Source organism: Streptomyces sp. MMG1533 (genome assembly GCF_001279775.1).
Taxonomy (GTDB): Bacteria; Actinomycetota; Actinomycetes; order Streptomycetales; family Streptomycetaceae; genus Streptomyces.
Genome location: NZ_LGDG01000219.1, coordinates 72,969 through 87,850, shown reverse-complemented (window position 1 = coordinate 87,850; position 14,882 = coordinate 72,969). Strand labels below are relative to the sequence as shown.

The following is a 14,882-nucleotide window of genomic DNA, read 5'->3' as shown; positions in this document are numbered from 1 at the left end:
CGTAGAAGTAGCGCTGCGGCTCGCCGACCGGGTTGCCGTGCACATCCAACTGCCAGGCGGCGAGGTGGTCGTCGTTCATGTCCACCCCGACCACCCCCCCGGGTCAGGGCCGCCTCCAGCGGCAGGACGGGAGCGGCGGCGCGCTGCCAGGAGGCGGTCACATACCAGCGGCCGCGCACCACATCGTGGTGGATGCGGTAGGCCACCGCCCGGTTGGCGGTGATCCGGTCACGCCACTCCTGCCCGCGACACTGGAACCGCACGGTCACGTCGAGGACGTAGCGGCCGTGGGGTGCGTTGGCCAGGCGGGCCAGCGGGGCCGGGAGCTTTACCGAGACCTGTCCGGTGTCGGTGACGCGGATCGTTTCGTTGCCGAAGCACTTGCCCGCCTCGCCGTCGGCGGCCAGGAACATACGCTCCGCCTGCCACCGCTGCCGCCACGCCGCCACGTCCAGCCCGGCCGCCTGAAGGTGGTGGCGAGTGTTCGCGAGGCGTTTGCCGCCACGCACCACGTGCACCCGGCCCGCCGCCCGGTCCGCCTCCACCACCACGAGGCGGTCCTTGAGAGTCTGCAGGCGGCGGGACTTGGCATGCCACTCGCTCCGCGAGGCATACCCCCGCGCCAGCCCCTCCCGCCGGTCGGCCTTCGCGCCCAGCGGCCGGGCCAGCCGCGCCTCGATGGACGCGACCTGCCCGCGCAGCCAGGCCAGATGGGCCACCTGTCCGCGCCGGGCCAGCGCCCACTGGTCATGACTGGCCTTGGTGATACTGCCCGCCCAGCGCGCCGACGACCTCCCGGTCAATGCCCGCTTGCGCACCGCCCACCCGGCCGCATCATGCGCCAGCCCCTGCCGGAAGCGCTCCGCGAGATCCCCCGCCGCCAGCGACCCCAGGAAGACACCGACCTCGGCGAGCACCGCCGCATCCGCCGCCGACACCCGCAGCCGGTCCCGGATCGCCACCCCCGCCGGGCCGGGCACCACGAACGAAGCCGCCACCTCCCGCAGTCCAGCCACTCCGTCCACCCCCGCCCGGCCGAAGATCCCTGTCACCGCAGTCAACGAGCAGCCCCCACAAAGGTCACCCATTCGACCCAGGAACTCCCGTTCCCCTCTCGAGGAGCGCAGGGCCACAACGCGCTCCAAGACGGAGGAGACCCGCGCACAACGGAACAACCCTTCCAGCCCTCACACTCACTCACGCTCACCAGAAGTCACTCCTGCTCAGTCCACCGGCAGCAGTTCCCAACCCCTGGGGGGTCTGCTGCGGCCCGCTCAGTCGGCGGCCAGGACCAGGCCCGACGTCGGCACCCCCGTCCCGGCAGTCACCAGGATCCGCTCCGCACCCGGTATCTGGTTCGCTGCCGTGCCCCGCAGCTGCCGTACTCCTTCCGCCAAGCCGTTCATGCCGTGCAGATACGCCTCCCCGAGCTGTCCGCCGTGGGTGTTGATCGGCAGCTCCGCCCGGTGCACGAAGTCCGCCGCCTCTCCCTTTCCGCAGAACCCGAACTCCTCCAGCTGCATCAGCACGAACGGTGTGAAGTGGTCGTACAGGATCCCCACGTCGATGTCGGCGGGGGTGCATCCGGAGGTCCGCCAGAGCTGGCGGGCCACCACGCCCATCTCCGGCAGGCCGGTCAGGTCGTCGCGGTAGAAACTCGTCATCTGCTCCTGCGCCCGGCCCGCGCCCTGGGCGGCCGCCGCGACGACGGCGGGCGGGTGGGGCAGGTCGCGGGCCCGCTCCAGCGAGGTGACGACCAGGGCCTGGCCGCCGTCGGTCTCCTGGCAGCAGTCCAGCAGCCGCAGCGGCTCGACGATCCAGCGGGAGGCGGCGTGGTCGGCGAGGGTGATGGGCCGGCCGTGGAAGTACGCCGCCGGGTTGGTCGCCGCATACCCGCGGTCCACCACGGCCACGCGCCCGAAGGCCTCTGGCGTCAGGCCGTATATGTGAAGGTAGCGCTGGGCCGCCATCGCCACCCACGACGCCGGGGTGAGCAGCCCGAAGGGGAGGGACCAGCCGAGCGCCACCCCCTCGGCCGACGGCTCCCGGTGCTGCACACCCGAGCCGAATCTCCGCCCCGACCGCTCGTTGAACGCGCGGTAGCAGACGACCACCTCGGCCACGCCCGCGGCGATGGCGAGCGCCGCCTGCTGGACGGTCGCGCAGGCCGCGCCGCCGCCGTAGTGCACGCGGGAGAAGAAGGACAGCTCGCCCATCCCGCAGGCCTGGGCCACGGTGATCTCCGGGCTGGTGTCCATCGTGAACGTGACCATCCCGTCCACGTCGGCCGGTCGCAGCCCGGCGTCGTCGAGTGCCGCCCGCACCGCCTCCGTCGCCAGCCGCAGCTCACTGCGCCCCGAGTCCTTGGAGAACTCCGTCGCCCCGATGCCGACGATCGCCGCCCGTCCGCCGAGGGTGTCGCGGGTACGTACGCTCATCCCGCCTCCCCGGCCGGCAGGGCGACCGTCACCGTGCCGGTCACATGTCTGCCGATGGCGTTGGTTCCGACCACGCGGACGGTCGCGGTGTCGTCGGCCACGTCCTCGATCGTGCCCGTCAACACCATCGTGTCGCCCGGGTAGTTGGGGGCGCCGAGTCTGATGGCCAGCTTGCGGAGTACGGCGCGCGGGCCGAAGTGGTCCGTGATGTACCTCCCCACCAGGCCGTTCGTCGTCAGGATGTTCATGAAGATGTCGGGGGAGCCCTTCTGCCGGGCCAGTTCGGCGTCGTGGTGGACGTCCTGGTAGTCGCGCGAGGCGATGGCCCCGGCGACGACAAGGGTGCGGGTGATCGGGATCTCCAGGGGCGGCAGCGCGTCACCGGCCTTCATGCGGCCTCCTCTTCGGCGCGGAAGACCGGCAGCACCAACTCGTCGTCGTACGACTGGAATTCGAGCCGCACCGGCCGGCCGATCCGCACCTTGTCGTACGGCACCCCGACCACGTTGCCGATCATCCGGACGCCTTCCGCCAGCTCGATCAGAGCGACCGCGTAAGGAGGGGAGAAGGCCGGGAAGGGCGGGTGGTGCAGGACGACGTACGAATAGACCGTCCCCTCGCCGCTCGCCTCGACCGTGTCCCAGTCGGGGCTGCCGCAGGTGTTGCAGCCCGGCAGCCAGGGGTGGCGCAGGGTGCCGCAGCCGGTGCAGCGCTGGATCAGCAGCCGGTGCTGTCGGACGCCCTCCCAGAAGCCGGCGTTGTCGCGGTTGACGACCGGTCGGGGGCGCGGGGGTTTCTCCTTTCGGGCTGCGGGGGCGTACTTGAGGATGCGGAAGCGGTGGGTGCCCGCGAGGCGCTCGCCCACCCGGACGTCCATACGGGTTGTCACGAAGTACCCCGTGCCGAGCTTGGTCGTCTTGCGCTCCGACACCGACTCGATCACCGCGTCGAAGGTGACCTCGTCGCCGGGCCGCAGGGCTCTGACGTACTCCTGCTCGCAGTCGGTGGCGACGACCGAGGTGCAACCCGCCTCGTCGAGAAGGGCAAGGAGTTCGTCGTAAGCACCTGCCCGCCCGGTGTGGCCGGAGAGGCCGCCCATGGTCCACACCTGGAGCATGGTGGGCGGGGCGACGGCGTCCGGGCCCTCATACGCCGGGTTGGTGTCGCCCATCGCCTCGCACCAGTGCCGGATCATGGGCGCGTTGACGGGGTCCTTGCCGACGCCGGCGACCGCGGAGGGCCGGCCCTCATATGCCTTCAGCCGCTTCGCCAGATCGCCCGGGTTCCCAGGGCTGCCCAGGCCATCGCTCACCCCCTGCTCGCTGTTCACCATCGCCCCCTCGTCATCCCGTGCCGCATTGCGTCGACACTTCTGGTACACCGCAGCCGCCGGTCCGGTTCCCACTGATTTCGCGAAGATTTCTGACTGTCCGTCAGATACGAGTGGGTGTCAAGACCGTTGCCCCGCAGGCGAAAACGTCTGCGCGGCGATGCCGTGGCACCGCCGCGCAGACGCTTGTCACCCCCCGACCGAACACCCCGACCGAGCACCCCATGCGCGGGAGTTCAGGGAACCGATGCGGGAGCACCGGCCCCCTCAGATCACCACCACAGGGGGGTGAAGTTGACGAACGTACTGTCGTTGCCCTGGTTGATGACCGTGAACGCGGAGCCGTTGACCTGGGCGGTATTGCTCTGCTTCGAGGCACCGGAACCGACCGCCTGCTGCTGCTTGGTGGACGAGTTGGCGTAGTTGTCGAGCCCGACCCCACCGGCACCGACGGTCGCCACACCCGCGTTCGATCCGTCGTCCGCGAAGGCGCCGTTGTCCGCCGTCGTGACGCCGGTGAAGAGCGCGGCTGCGAGCGGGAGGGCGCAAGACGGCGGCGATGACGCGAGGGGTACGGGTGCTTGCCATGTTGTTCCTCCAGAACCATGTACACGTCGGCTGCGGTGCCGGTCGTACGTGAAGTACGGCTTCCAGCAGGGCGGTTGGTCGATCGCCCCGGGTATTGGTGTACGACGTCGCGAGATCAGAGTTGCCCACGGAAACCCCGGCGAAGCACCACGGAAGCCTCTATTCGCCCTCAAGCGTGATGGCATGCCGATAAACCCCTTTCGCGACTCCCGCACCAGATCATGCCGGTTATGAATACACCCATCCCAAGTCCCGCAAGAGGTGAAGCGTTCCGGCATATTTCCAGCCATTCCGCCCGCCCCGGCGCGCCCCCACCCGCCCCCTCTTCCTTTTTTCGAACATGCGTACGAACATGGAAGCATGGCCACCACCGACCGGCAGGCCACGACGCTGGCCCTCGCACACGCCCTGTCAGCCGCCGAACGCGGACTGGCCGTCATCCCCCTGTCCCGGACGAAGCTCCCGGCCCTGCGCTCCCCCCACCGCGACGACCCCACGGCCCCGACCTGCCACGGTGAGTGCGGACGCCTCGGCCACGGGGTCTACGACGCCGCCACCGACCCGGCACGTATCCGCGAACTGTTCGCCTCCGCACCCTGGGCGACCGGCTACGGCATCGCCTGCGGCCTCCCGCCCCACCACCTCATCGGCATCGATCTCGACACCAAGTCCGGCACGGACTCCTCTGCCGCCCTGCGCGAACTGGCCCTGCGTCACCTGTTCACGATCCCCGACACAGTCGTCGTCCTGACCCCCAGCGGCGGCCGCCACCTCTGGCTGAGCGGCCCGCCCGACGTCGTCGTCCCCAACTCGGCCGGCCGTCTCGCCCCCGGCATCGACATCCGGGGCGCCGGCGGCTACCTCGTCGGCCCCGGCTCCCGCACCGACCACGGCGCGTACACCACCGCCCCCGGCACCGCCCACCTCGCCCCCGCGGCCTGCCCGCCCACGCTGCTCCGCCTGCTGCTCCCCCCGCCCCGCAGCCACCACCCCACGCCCTCGTCGACCGGCGGACACGGCCAGGGCCTGGTCCAGTTCGTCCTCGCCGCCCACGAGGGCCAGCGCAACACCCGCCTGTTCTGGGCAGCCTGCCGTGCCTACGAGGACGGCATCGGCCCCGCCCTCGTCGACCCCCTGGTCGACGCGGCCCTGAACACCGGGCTCAGCGAACGCGAGGCCCGCGCGACGATCGCGTCGGCGGCGCGGATGACGGGGCACCGGCCGTAGCGGACAGCGAGCACGAGGACCGGGGAAGCCTCAGGAGCCAGGGGAGCCTGAGGACCCAGGGGAGCCTGAGACCTCGGAGGATCCTGAGGCTCGGAGGATCATGCGACCTCGGAGGATCCTGAGGCCCTGAGGATCATGAGGACCAGGGAACTGAAATTCACGGGAGCACCATGCACCACCGCCCTAGAGTGCCGACCATGTCCCTGACCCGTGTGGTCCTCACCTCCGGCCGCTCACTCGACCTCTCCGAGCTGCGGTTCTCCTCCACGTACGGCGGGATGCTGGAGGGCTACCCGTGCAAGCCGGTCAACGAGATGAGGATCAAGGGCCTTCTGCGAGCCGCCGAACGCACCTTCCCCACCACCCCCGTGCACCTCGTCCCGCCCCCGCGCGAGTACCCCGACCAGTACGCCGGAGGCTTCGGCCCGGTAGAGGTCCTGCCGTCCGTGGCCTGCCTCGGCTCCTTCCGCTCCACGGCTCTGAACCCGGACCATGACGCGATCCTCTACCGCTCCGCCCTTACGGTCGTCTGGTTCCAGCCCACGACACAGGTGCCGTCGGGCTGCGACGCGGAGGCCGCGCTGCGCGACATCGCGTGGGAGGAACTGGCGAGGGACTACGAGTTGTAGCCCCGGAAATCCCGTTTCCGCGGCATCCACCGGTGTGCCAGTGTCACCCGGTGACCGTTTCCCAATCCGACCTGCTGCGCCGCCAGTTCGACCTGACCTGGGCGCTGTTCGAATACCACCTCGACCGGCTCGAACCCGAGGACTTCCTGTGGGAACCGGCACCCCACCACTGGACGGTACGCCGCACCGCCGACGGCACCTGGGTCCCGGACTGGGCGGACACCGAGCCCGACCCGGTCCCCGTACCGACCATCGGCTGGCTGAGCTGGCACATCGGCTGGTGGTGGGGCGTCACCCTCGACCACGTCGAGGGCCGCACGCCCCGCGCCCGAACCGACGTCGCCTGGCCCGGCCCCGGAAAGCCCACCGTCGAATGGCTCCGCGACCTTCGCACCGCCTGGCTGACCGCCCTGACCCGCCTCACCGACACCGACCTGTCCGCCACAGCCCCCTTCCCCTGGCAGAACGACCCCGAGCACACGGTCGCCGACATGCTGGCGTGGGCGAACGCCGAGCTGATGAAGAACGCGGCGGAGATCGGGCAGTTGCGGTTGTTGCGGGCCGCACAGAAGTAGGTTCGGCACGTGGACAGCTCGGGATCGAGGGATGGCAGGGTCGCCAGGAAGTCCACCCGGGCAAGCATTCCTCAATCGCCCATCGGGCCCCATTGGCCCGGCCGATCGACGATCTCTCCCCCTCGCTGGTGGCGGCCAGGGCCTGTCCGGCGGATCTTGCCCGACAGGCCCTGGTCCCGAGGAGGGCTCAGCGCTTGAGCGTGAAGGTGAAGTCGCCGGAGAGCTTGCCGCTCAGCCGGACTGCCGAAACGAGCTTCCCCTCCGTGATCAGTCTCTCGACCTCGGCCCGTGAAAGGCCGCAGCCTTCAGCGATCAGTCGCACCGGCCGGACAGGGATCCGCGCCGTAAAGCGGACCAAGACGTCGATCACCTCGCGGTCCAGGTGATCCGATCCGCCGGTGTCGAGGCGCCAGGCGTTGTCCCAGTCGAGGGCGATGCGATTACGGCGCCGCACAACCGGATCCTGGAGCAGCTCAGCTGTCAGGCCAGGGTCGTTGTCATGCAGCCGGTCCAGCAGTTCAGGTCGTACGGAGCGCACATTCATCCGCTCCAGGACCGTGAGCTTGGCAGTGTCCCCGCAAGCGGTACAGAGCACGAGAAGCCAGGCGTCGATGAGCTTGTGGTTTGCGTTGACGCGAAATTTTCCGCTTGCCCGGAAGCGCTCGGACGCACACGCGTGGCAACGGCGGAGAACGATCGGCAGGCAGGTGGGCGCGACCACCCAGTTTTCGAGCACAGAAGTACACCGGTTTCAGTGAGAAGTCCGCAGCAAAAAGCAGCACGGCGCACATGTGCGACGCGCGACAAATCAGCACTCGGGAGGTCTCACACGGTGTACAACGGCACGTCCTTGCCTAGACGACTTGGTTCGGCAGCACGGTAATGGCGCACAGCGGCTCTGCTCCACTGGTTTTCCCCGGAAGTTCCTGAGCCTGGCCCACCGCACCAGCTCGGCAATCGGGGGTCGTGACGGGCAGGTTGGTCATCCAGCAGCCGGTCGGCTCGGCAGCCGTGTGGGGCTGCTCGATCAGGAGGGTCCGCAAGGGCAGCACACCGTCCCGCCGGATCCGTCCGGCGTCAGTGGGAACGTCTGCGGCGTCGGACGACGATGACCACGCCGCCCAGCAGAGCGGCGCAGCCTGCCGCGGTGGCGATGAGTGTCGTCCGGCCCGCGCCGGTGGCGGTGGCGTCCGGGGTGTCGCCGGACGGTACCGCCGCATTCGGTGTGGCCGACGTGCCAAAGGCGAAGGTGACGCTGTCGTTGGAGGCGTCGGGGTCGTGGAGGGGGATGCCGGCCGGGCCGGGACGCACGGTCGCCGTGCCTTTGGCGCCGTCGTACGCCTTGGACGTCTTCACCCACAGTTCGAACAGCTGGCTCTTGCCGGCGGCGACACCCAACGGCACGGTGCACAGGTAATGCCGGTGGCCCGCCTCGAAAGGTGCCGTCCTGGTGCTGCCGTTCCATGGAATGCAGGGGCCGTAAATGCTGTCCTCCTCCTCCATGTGAGCGGTCCCGGTCGCGACCGCACCCTTGGGCAGGACAACATCGACCACGGTGACGGACTTGTTGTCGATCCCGTACGCGGAGGCCGGTCCGTGGTTCAGGGCGTTGATGTCCAGGATCCATTCGCCTGCCTTGCGGCCCGGCTTCGTCGTGGCCTCGGCCGCGAGATCCGCGGAGTTGTCGGCCGCGACGGTGAATCGGCCCTCGGCACCCTCCTCGAATCCGCTTCCCGCTCCGGACGCCCGCACCAGGGTGAGCGCCGGCCCGGTCCCCTGGTGGCTGCCGCCGCCGGGCTTTACGCCAGGTTCCAGCAGCTCGACCGAGTAGTCGGTCACGGCGGTCAGGGCGCGCTTGCCGACGGTGGCGGTCAGGGGGCTGCTCAGCTCCACGGTGGCCCCCGCGGGCACGGAGTCCGGGCCGACCGGGAACACGCAGGTGACGGATGCCCGGCTGCCGGGCTCGCCGGGCTCATCACCTTCGCCGTAGGCGCAGTTGGAGAACCTGCGGTCGAAGACCAGACCGCCCACCGATTCCCAGCGCAGCATGACGCGCCGGTCAGTGGCCAGATCCCCGGTGTTGCGGAGCCGGAGCGGAACATCGACCCGGGACCCGATCCTGGCGTGCGTCACATCCGGCAGCCTGCCGACGATCAGGTTCGGGATGCCGACGACCACCTTCGCGTTCGCAGTGATGCCGGTGGCATGGTCGGCGCTGAGGGTGTACGTGATCGTGCCGCCGGCGCCGGGGGCGGCACCCGCGTCCGCACGCACGGTGAAGTCGACCGAACGCCTCTGCGAGGCATCCGTGTTGACGCAGGTGATGACCTGCCCGTCGGCCTTGCACCTCGAGTCGCCGACCTCGATGCTCGCGATGCCCGCCAGATCACGCGCATCGATGACGAGCGTGTCGTTCGTGGGTATGGGGACCTGCGCTCCGCCGTCCCAGAACATCCAGCTCACATTGGCCGACTGCGCCGCCGACCCCACGTTGAGCTGTTTTTCGGCGTCGATCGTCGCGTATGCCTGCGTCGGCAGTGGGGACGGTGTCGCAGACGGATCGTCGGCCCCAGCGGCTGCACCGGGCGTCAGGGCGAGCACCACTGTGGCCAGCACTGCCCCGAACACCGTGCACTTGGACCTCATGCACATTTGATGTGCGAGAAGCCCCGAAGGTTGCGCTCCAGCATGCCCGGCGCCATTGAACCCGCCTTGCCCAAAAGTCGTCAGGTGCGCAGGTCGAGCAGCATGACGTCATAGAGGGCCGGGCCCTCCCACGGCCGCGCCTCACCGATCCTGCGGTAGCCCCACGCCTGGTAGGCGGCCGACGCTGCCTTGCTGTCCGGGTGGACGTTCAGCAGCACCCGCTCGGCCTCGATGCCGTCGAGCAGGGTCTCGTGCAGACGCCGTGCAACACCCTGCCCGCGCCACGGTCGGCGCACGGCAAGTTCCATGAGGCCGAAGGCGCGGTTCCCGTCCTCGCGCTGCCGGAAGGCGGCCGTGACGTCGTCGGCGGCCTCGTTGTACGGCGGTTCCGCGAAGACGTCGGCATAGACGAGCCTGAACGCGTCCACAGCCTGTGCTGCGGCCGAGCCGTCCATGCGCTCTACCGTGATGGTTCCCTGTGGCGTCATGTGGTGCCCCCCTCGGACGTTCTCGCGAATGCGCTCGCCACACTCCCGGGCAGCGGCACCCACGCGCCAGTCCCGGCCTTACTCAGCGGGCAGTCGGCCGGGGCGAAGACGGGAGGCCGTCCGCGCCGGTGTCCCTTTGGGGCTGGGGTGATGGAGGGTTGGGGTGGGTGACCGGCCGCTGGGCCGTGCCTTTCCCGTGCCCGATCGAGCGGGGAACAACGGGGAACAACGGGGAACAACGGGGGACAACGGGGGACAGCGGTAGCCCACGGGGGCCGGAAAGAGCGAGGCTCCCGACCGATTTCGCTGGTCAGGAGCCTTCACCACTGCGGTGGGTGTGGGATTTGAACCCACGGTGACATCGCTGCCACGACGGTTTTCAAGACCGTTCCCTTAGGCCGCTCGGGCAACCCACCCCGCGCCGCCCACGGGGCAGCGCGGGACAAGAGTAACGGTTGGCGCCGGGCGGTGTGGGCTCAGCTGTCGCCCGTGCGGGAGCCCAGGGTGAGTTCGACCGTGTGGGTCTTGCCGTCGCGTTCGTAGGTGATGGTGACCTTGTCGCCGGGCTTGTGGGTCCAGATCTCGCCGATGAGGGTGGGGCCGGAGTCGATCACCCGGTCGTCGAGCTTGGTGATGACGTCGCCGGGCTTGAGGCCGGCCTTGGCGGCGGGGCCGCCGGACTCGACCGGGTCGGAGCCGCTGGCGCCCTGTTCGGTGATCTGGGCGCCGTCGGTGCCGTCGTCCAGGGAGACGGACGCGCCGATCTTGGCGTAGACGGGCTTGCCGGTCTGGATCAGCTGCTGGGCGACGTACTTGGCCTGGTTGATCGGGATGGCGAAGCCGAGGCCGATCGAGCCGGACTGGCTGGTACCGCCCAGGCCGCCGCCGCTGCTGGACTGGATCGCGGAGTTGATGCCGATGACGTTGCCCTGCGCGTCCAGGAGCGGACCGCCGGAGTTGCCGGGGTTGATGGAGGCGTCGGTCTGCAGGGCGCTCATGTAGGACGCGTTGCTGCCGGTGCCGTCGCTGGAGGCGACCGGGCGGTTCTTCGCGCTGATGATGCCTGTCGTGACCGTGTTGGAGAGGCCGAAGGGGGCGCCGATCGCGATCGTCGAGTCGCCGACCGCCACCTTGTCCGAGTCGCCGAGAGTCAGGGGCTTCAGGTCCGACGGGGCGTTCTTGAGCTTGATGACCGCCACGTCGTAGCCCTGTGCGTGGCCGACGACCTCGGCGTCGTACTTCTTGCCGTCCGGGAAGGTCGCCGTGACCTTGCCGCCGTCGACCGCATCGGCCACCACGTGGTTGTTGGTGACGATGTGGCCCTCGGTGTCGAAGACGAAGCCGGTACCGGTGCCGCCCTCACCGCTGGTGGACTCGGCCTCGATGGTGACGGTGCTGGGCAGCGCCTTGGCGGCCACACCGGCGACCGTGCCGGGGTCGCGCTTGACGGAGCCGCCGCTGTCGGAGGCGGAGACGGTCGTTGAGGAGCTGTTGTCGTCGTTCTTGGCCAGGGTGTAGCCGAGGCCGCCGCCCAGGCCGCCCGCGACCAGCGCGGCCACCAGGATCGCCGCGACGAGGCCGCCGCGGCCGCTGCGGGGCTTCGGCGCGGGCTGCTGGTAGGCGGCGCCCCAGGCGGACCCCTCACCGCCGGAGCCGCCGTCGGCGTACGACGGGATGGCAGGGGGCGGCCAGGCGTCCTGCGGAGCCGAGCCTTCATGTCCCTGGTGCCCCTGTGGGGCGCCTGCGGAGCCCGCTGCGGCGTAGGCGGGCGCCTGGCCCGCGTGCACCAGCTGCTGCTCCTGGGCGCTCGGCGGCGTCGGCGGGAGCGGAGTCGTCGGGGCGCCTGCGCCGGGAGCGGTGGGCTCCTGGGGCGCCGAAGCAGCGGGAGCATCCACCGGCACGGGGGGTGCGGACGGGGCCGGGGGTACCGCGGTGCCCTCGTTCTCGGTGCTCACAGCTTCTCTCCTCGATCCACGGCTGTTGTTTGTCGGTCGCACTCGGTCACGCGCTTCACGCTTCGCGTTGGTCGACGGTCCGGCGCGATGCAGCTGTGCATGTGTTTTTGTATGCCGTCAGCTTTTCCCACAGGCCGTCAGAGCACCATAAGCGGTGCCTGTGGGTCCACGGCCATCCTTTATATAGGTCATGTTGGACAAATGAGGCGCAATCCCAGAGCCTCCGTTCGCACGCGTACCCCCGTGCGGTGGCACCATGACGCGGTGACCCACGTACGACAGCACCGGATTCAGGTCGTCGCCCACCGCGGAGCCTCGGAGGAGGCCCCCGAGCACACGCTGGCCGCGTACAGGAAGGCGATCGAGGACGGTGCCGATGCCCTCGAATGCGATGTACGGCTGACCGCGGACGGCCATCTCGTCTGCGTCCACGACCGTCGCGTCAACCGTACGTCCAACGGCCGCGGCGCGGTCTCCGCGCTGGAGCTCGCCGATCTCGCCGCCCTGGACTTCGGCTCGCGGAAGACCCGGGACTTCTGGCGCACCCGCGACGAGGAGCCCGACTGGGAGTTCCGCCCCGAGGACCACGAGGACACCTCCGTCCTCACCCTGGAGCGGCTGCTCGAACTCGTCGCCGACGCGGGGCGCCGGGTGGAGCTTGCGATCGAGACCAAGCACCCCACGCGGTGGGCGGGGCAGGTCGAGGAGCGGTTGCTGGTGCTGCTGAAGCGGTTCGGGCTGGACGCCCCGGCGTCCGCGGCCGAGTCGCCGGTGCGGGTCATGAGCTTCTCGGCGCGCTCGCTGCACCGGGTGCGGTCCGCCTCGCCGACGCTGCCGACGGTCTATCTGATGCAGTTCGTCTCACCCCGGCTGCGCGACGGGCGACTGCCGGCGGGCGTCCGGATCGCGGGTCCCTCGATCCGGATCGTGCGCAATCACCCGGCGTACATCGAGCGTCTGAAACAAGCCGGACACCAGGTGCACGTGTGGACGGTGAACGAGCTCGAGGACGTCGATCTCTGTGTCGACCTGGGCGTCGACGCCATCATCACCAACCGCCCGCGCGCGGTTCTGGGCCGGCTCGGCCGCTGAGGCACGCGCGCGTGCCGCACGACTCTTGACCCGGCAGCCCCACTGGCCCCATCCTCCGATCTCGGCCACACCGTCGAAATCCGGCCAGTCCACTACGGGGAGTGCTCCGGCGCGTTCGGTCCGTATTCGATCGTTGCGAATGCGTCACCGGACATGGATTGGCCGGTTTCCGGTACAGGCCAATGGGGCATCCACTCCGTGGCGTGGGGCAAAGGAGGTCTCGGGGGTGGCGTTGGTGGTGGCACAGGAGGTGCCCACGTCGTCGAGCATGGCCGTACCCCATGGCCCTGCGGGCGTGGGCAAGGCACGACACCGTATGCGCGCTCAGCTGCGCGGGGGCGGTGTGTCGGAAGCGGTCATCGACGACGCCGTACTGATTCTTTCCGAACTCTTGAGCAATGCCTGCAAGCACGGCAGGCCGTTGGGCGACGCCCTGGCCGGGGACGGCGACGTCCGGGCCGCCTGGCGGGTGGACACGGGCGGCAGGCTCACGGTCGAGGTGACGGACGGCGGCGGTCCCACCCGCCCTGCTCCGGCCACGCCCTCGGTCACCGCGCACGGCGGCCGCGGGCTGAACATCATCACCGCGCTGGCGGACGACTGGGGCGTACGGGACGACGCCCGCGGTGAGGTCACGGTGTGGGTCGTCGTCCACGACGACGTACATGATCCGGACGCCGGTCACCGACGCAACGACTTCGCCACGCGCGTCGCGGCACCGGCGGTCTCGGTGATGCCGGGGATGGCCGAGCTGAACTTCGTGGACGCCTTCGACGACCTGGACTGAACCGGCCGGTTCCCGGAGGATCCGGCGCGTTGTCCACAGGTCGGCACGTAGGCCGCGTTGTCCACAGGCTCCGGTCGTTGATGGCGCAAACGGCTAGGCTCGCGCCCGTACGAGACGAGCCGTAACCGGGAGACACCCACGATGGCCAAGAAGCGACCCCAGACGAAGGCCAAGCGGCCGCAGCTCAGCGATGCGGAGATCCCGGTGGTCGGCGCCCGTGAGCCCTGCCCCTGTGGCAGCGGCCGCCGTTACAAGGCCTGTCACGGCCGGGCCGCCCAGCATGCCGTGACCGAGCTGGTGCAGCGTCCCTTCGAGGGGCTGGCCGGCGAGTGCGACTGGGTGGCACTGCGCGAGCTGGTGCCGGCCGCCACGGTGGAGCTGACCCTCAAGGGCGGCCTCCCCGAGGGCGTCCCGTCGGTCACGTTGGCCACGGTGCTGCCGATGGCCTGGCCGGCGCTGCGCCGCGACGACGGCTCGGTCCTGCTCGGCCTGCAGAACGACACGGCCTCGGGCGACATCAGCCGCGACCTCGCCGACACCCTCCAGCGCGCGCTCACCGCGGACCCGGGCACTCCGGTCCAGGCCCGCCGCGCCCCGGCGGACGGTCCGCGACTGCAGGAACTGCTCGACACGGAAGGCACGTTCGAGCCAGTTGTGCACCCGGGCTTCGAGTTCTGGGTCCCGGACGCGGAGAACGCCACGCCGGAGGTGACCGCCTCCCTGGAGCGGGCCAACGCCGCAGCCATCCCGACCGTGCGGCTGACCGGCGTGGACGCCGCGTACTGGTGCGAGACCCCGGACAAGAACCACCTGCGCTGGGTGATGCCGCACCCGGAGGAGCAGCTTCTGGACGCCCTGGCGCGGCTCCACGCGGCGGGCAGGTCGAACCTCGGCGAAGGCACCCGTCTCGTGGGCTCCTTCCGTGCTCACGGGCTCACCGTGCCGGTCTGGGACCTGCCGAGCGAGGTCACCGCGGAGGACATCGAGAAGCCGGCGGCGGAGTTCGCCGAGCGCCTCGCCGGCGCGCTGGCCACGGACGCACCGCTGACCGCGGACGAGCGCCGCGCGCGCGGCGGGCTGACCAACCGGCAGGTCACGCTGAGTTGACGGAGACCGTGCAGCTGACC

General features: G+C 70.2%; 13 protein-coding genes, 1 tRNA gene and 3 pseudogenes. 6 read left to right on the top strand and 11 right to left on the bottom strand.

Going from position 1 to position 14,882, the window contains the following annotated elements; translation table 11 throughout:
* From ADK57_RS24710 to ADK57_RS24690, 5 genes and pseudogenes are all read right to left on the bottom strand, one after another.
* Positions 1–1,016: pseudogene (locus ADK57_RS24710) on the bottom strand (IS200/IS605 family accessory protein TnpB-related protein); the annotation flags it as partial.
* Between the two features lie 258 nt (positions 1,017–1,274).
* Entirely contained in the window at positions 1,275–2,438 is a 1,164-nt protein-coding gene (locus ADK57_RS24705; protein ID WP_053751735.1) for a lipid-transfer protein, read from the bottom strand.
* Positions 2,435–2,830, bottom strand: coding sequence for a MaoC family dehydratase (locus ADK57_RS24700; RefSeq protein ID WP_053751734.1), 396 nt, complete (start codon positions 2,828–2,830; stop codon positions 2,435–2,437). The genes ADK57_RS24705 and ADK57_RS24700 overlap by 4 nt, the downstream gene beginning before the upstream one ends.
* The gene (locus tag ADK57_RS24695) at positions 2,827–3,771 is read right to left on the bottom strand and encodes a bifunctional MaoC family dehydratase N-terminal/OB-fold nucleic acid binding domain-containing protein (RefSeq protein ID WP_053751733.1); all 945 of its coding nucleotides are present in this window, start codon (positions 3,769–3,771) and stop codon (positions 2,827–2,829) included. Before ADK57_RS24695 ends, ADK57_RS24700 begins: the two co-directional genes overlap by 4 nt.
* A gap of 269 nt (positions 3,772–4,040) precedes the next feature.
* A pseudogene (locus ADK57_RS24690) lies at positions 4,041–4,356 on the bottom strand (hypothetical protein).
* A 360-nt stretch (positions 4,357–4,716) separates the two neighbouring features.
* On the opposite strand from ADK57_RS24690, the gene ADK57_RS24685 reads away from it, so the two are divergent.
* The 3 genes from ADK57_RS24685 (at position 4,717) to ADK57_RS24675 (ending at position 6,787) form a co-directional block, all read left to right on the top strand.
* A complete protein-coding gene (locus tag ADK57_RS24685) occupies positions 4,717–5,583 on the top strand; it encodes a bifunctional DNA primase/polymerase (protein ID WP_053751732.1) in 867 nt (288 codons plus the stop codon).
* A gap of 197 nt (positions 5,584–5,780) precedes the next feature.
* Complete coding sequence (locus tag ADK57_RS24680; RefSeq protein WP_053751731.1) at positions 5,781–6,212, top strand: hypothetical protein; 432 nt, start codon at positions 5,781–5,783, stop codon at positions 6,210–6,212.
* Between the two features lie 50 nt (positions 6,213–6,262).
* On the top strand, positions 6,263–6,787 hold the full coding sequence (locus ADK57_RS24675; protein ID WP_053751730.1) for a DinB family protein: 525 nt from the start codon (positions 6,263–6,265) through the stop codon (positions 6,785–6,787).
* A 187-nt stretch (positions 6,788–6,974) separates the two neighbouring features.
* Here ADK57_RS24675 and ADK57_RS24670 read toward each other — a convergent pair whose 3' ends face one another.
* From ADK57_RS24670 to ADK57_RS24650, 6 genes and pseudogenes are all read right to left on the bottom strand, one after another.
* Complete coding sequence (locus ADK57_RS24670; protein WP_053751729.1) at positions 6,975–7,523, bottom strand: DUF1062 domain-containing protein; 549 nt, start codon at positions 7,521–7,523, stop codon at positions 6,975–6,977.
* 189 nt (positions 7,524–7,712) lie between these two features.
* Positions 7,713–7,860 (bottom strand): annotated as a pseudogene (locus ADK57_RS52540) (IS701 family transposase); the annotation flags it as partial.
* A gap of 4 nt (positions 7,861–7,864) precedes the next feature.
* On the bottom strand, positions 7,865–9,433 hold the full coding sequence (locus ADK57_RS24665; RefSeq protein WP_053751741.1) for a hypothetical protein: 1,569 nt from the start codon (positions 9,431–9,433) through the stop codon (positions 7,865–7,867).
* Between the two features lie 80 nt (positions 9,434–9,513).
* Entirely contained in the window at positions 9,514–9,921 is a 408-nt protein-coding gene (locus ADK57_RS24660) for a GNAT family N-acetyltransferase (protein ID WP_053751728.1), read from the bottom strand.
* Between the two features lie 329 nt (positions 9,922–10,250).
* Positions 10,251–10,337: transfer RNA gene (locus ADK57_RS24655), tRNA-Ser, on the bottom strand.
* A gap of 60 nt (positions 10,338–10,397) precedes the next feature.
* The gene (locus ADK57_RS24650; RefSeq protein WP_053751727.1) at positions 10,398–11,876 is read right to left on the bottom strand and encodes a S1C family serine protease; all 1,479 of its coding nucleotides are present in this window, start codon (positions 11,874–11,876) and stop codon (positions 10,398–10,400) included.
* 264 nt (positions 11,877–12,140) lie between these two features.
* Here ADK57_RS24650 and ADK57_RS24645 point away from each other — a divergent pair, with 264 nt between their 5' ends.
* From ADK57_RS24645 to ADK57_RS24635, 3 genes are all read left to right on the top strand, one after another.
* Complete coding sequence (locus tag ADK57_RS24645; RefSeq protein ID WP_053751726.1) at positions 12,141–12,968, top strand: glycerophosphodiester phosphodiesterase; 828 nt, start codon at positions 12,141–12,143, stop codon at positions 12,966–12,968.
* A gap of 139 nt (positions 12,969–13,107) precedes the next feature.
* A complete protein-coding gene (locus tag ADK57_RS24640; protein ID WP_053751725.1) occupies positions 13,108–13,755 on the top strand; it encodes an ATP-binding protein in 648 nt (215 codons plus the stop codon).
* Between the two features lie 141 nt (positions 13,756–13,896).
* Positions 13,897–14,862 (top strand): DUF5926 family protein, encoded by a 966-nt coding sequence (locus ADK57_RS24635; protein WP_053751724.1) that lies wholly within the window; start codon positions 13,897–13,899, stop codon positions 14,860–14,862.
* The last annotated feature ends 20 nt before the right edge of the window (positions 14,863–14,882 follow it).

What these genes read in the sequence shown, in the direction of transcription:
- ADK57_RS24705 (WP_053751735.1), bottom strand. Translation starts at nt 2,438, where the DNA reads ATGAGCGTACGTACCCGCGACACCCTCGGCGGACGGGCGGCGATCGTC.
- ADK57_RS24700 (WP_053751734.1), bottom strand. Translation starts at nt 2,830, where the DNA reads ATGAAGGCCGGTGACGCGCTGCCGCCCCTGGAGATCCCGATCACCCGC.
- ADK57_RS24680 (WP_053751731.1), top strand. Translation starts at nt 5,781, where the DNA reads ATGTCCCTGACCCGTGTGGTCCTCACCTCCGGCCGCTCACTCGACCTC.
- ADK57_RS24665 (WP_053751741.1), bottom strand. Translation starts at nt 9,433, where the DNA reads ATGAGGTCCAAGTGCACGGTGTTCGGGGCAGTGCTGGCCACAGTGGTG.
- ADK57_RS24635 (WP_053751724.1), top strand. Translation starts at nt 13,897, where the DNA reads ATGGCCAAGAAGCGACCCCAGACGAAGGCCAAGCGGCCGCAGCTCAGC.
- ADK57_RS24660 (WP_053751728.1), bottom strand. Translation starts at nt 9,921, where the DNA reads ATGACGCCACAGGGAACCATCACGGTAGAGCGCATGGACGGCTCGGCC.
- ADK57_RS24685 (WP_053751732.1), top strand. Translation starts at nt 4,717, where the DNA reads ATGGCCACCACCGACCGGCAGGCCACGACGCTGGCCCTCGCACACGCC.
- ADK57_RS24695 (WP_053751733.1), bottom strand. Translation starts at nt 3,771, where the DNA reads ATGGTGAACAGCGAGCAGGGGGTGAGCGATGGCCTGGGCAGCCCTGGG.
- ADK57_RS24640 (WP_053751725.1), top strand. Translation starts at nt 13,108, where the DNA reads ATGCGTCACCGGACATGGATTGGCCGGTTTCCGGTACAGGCCAATGGG.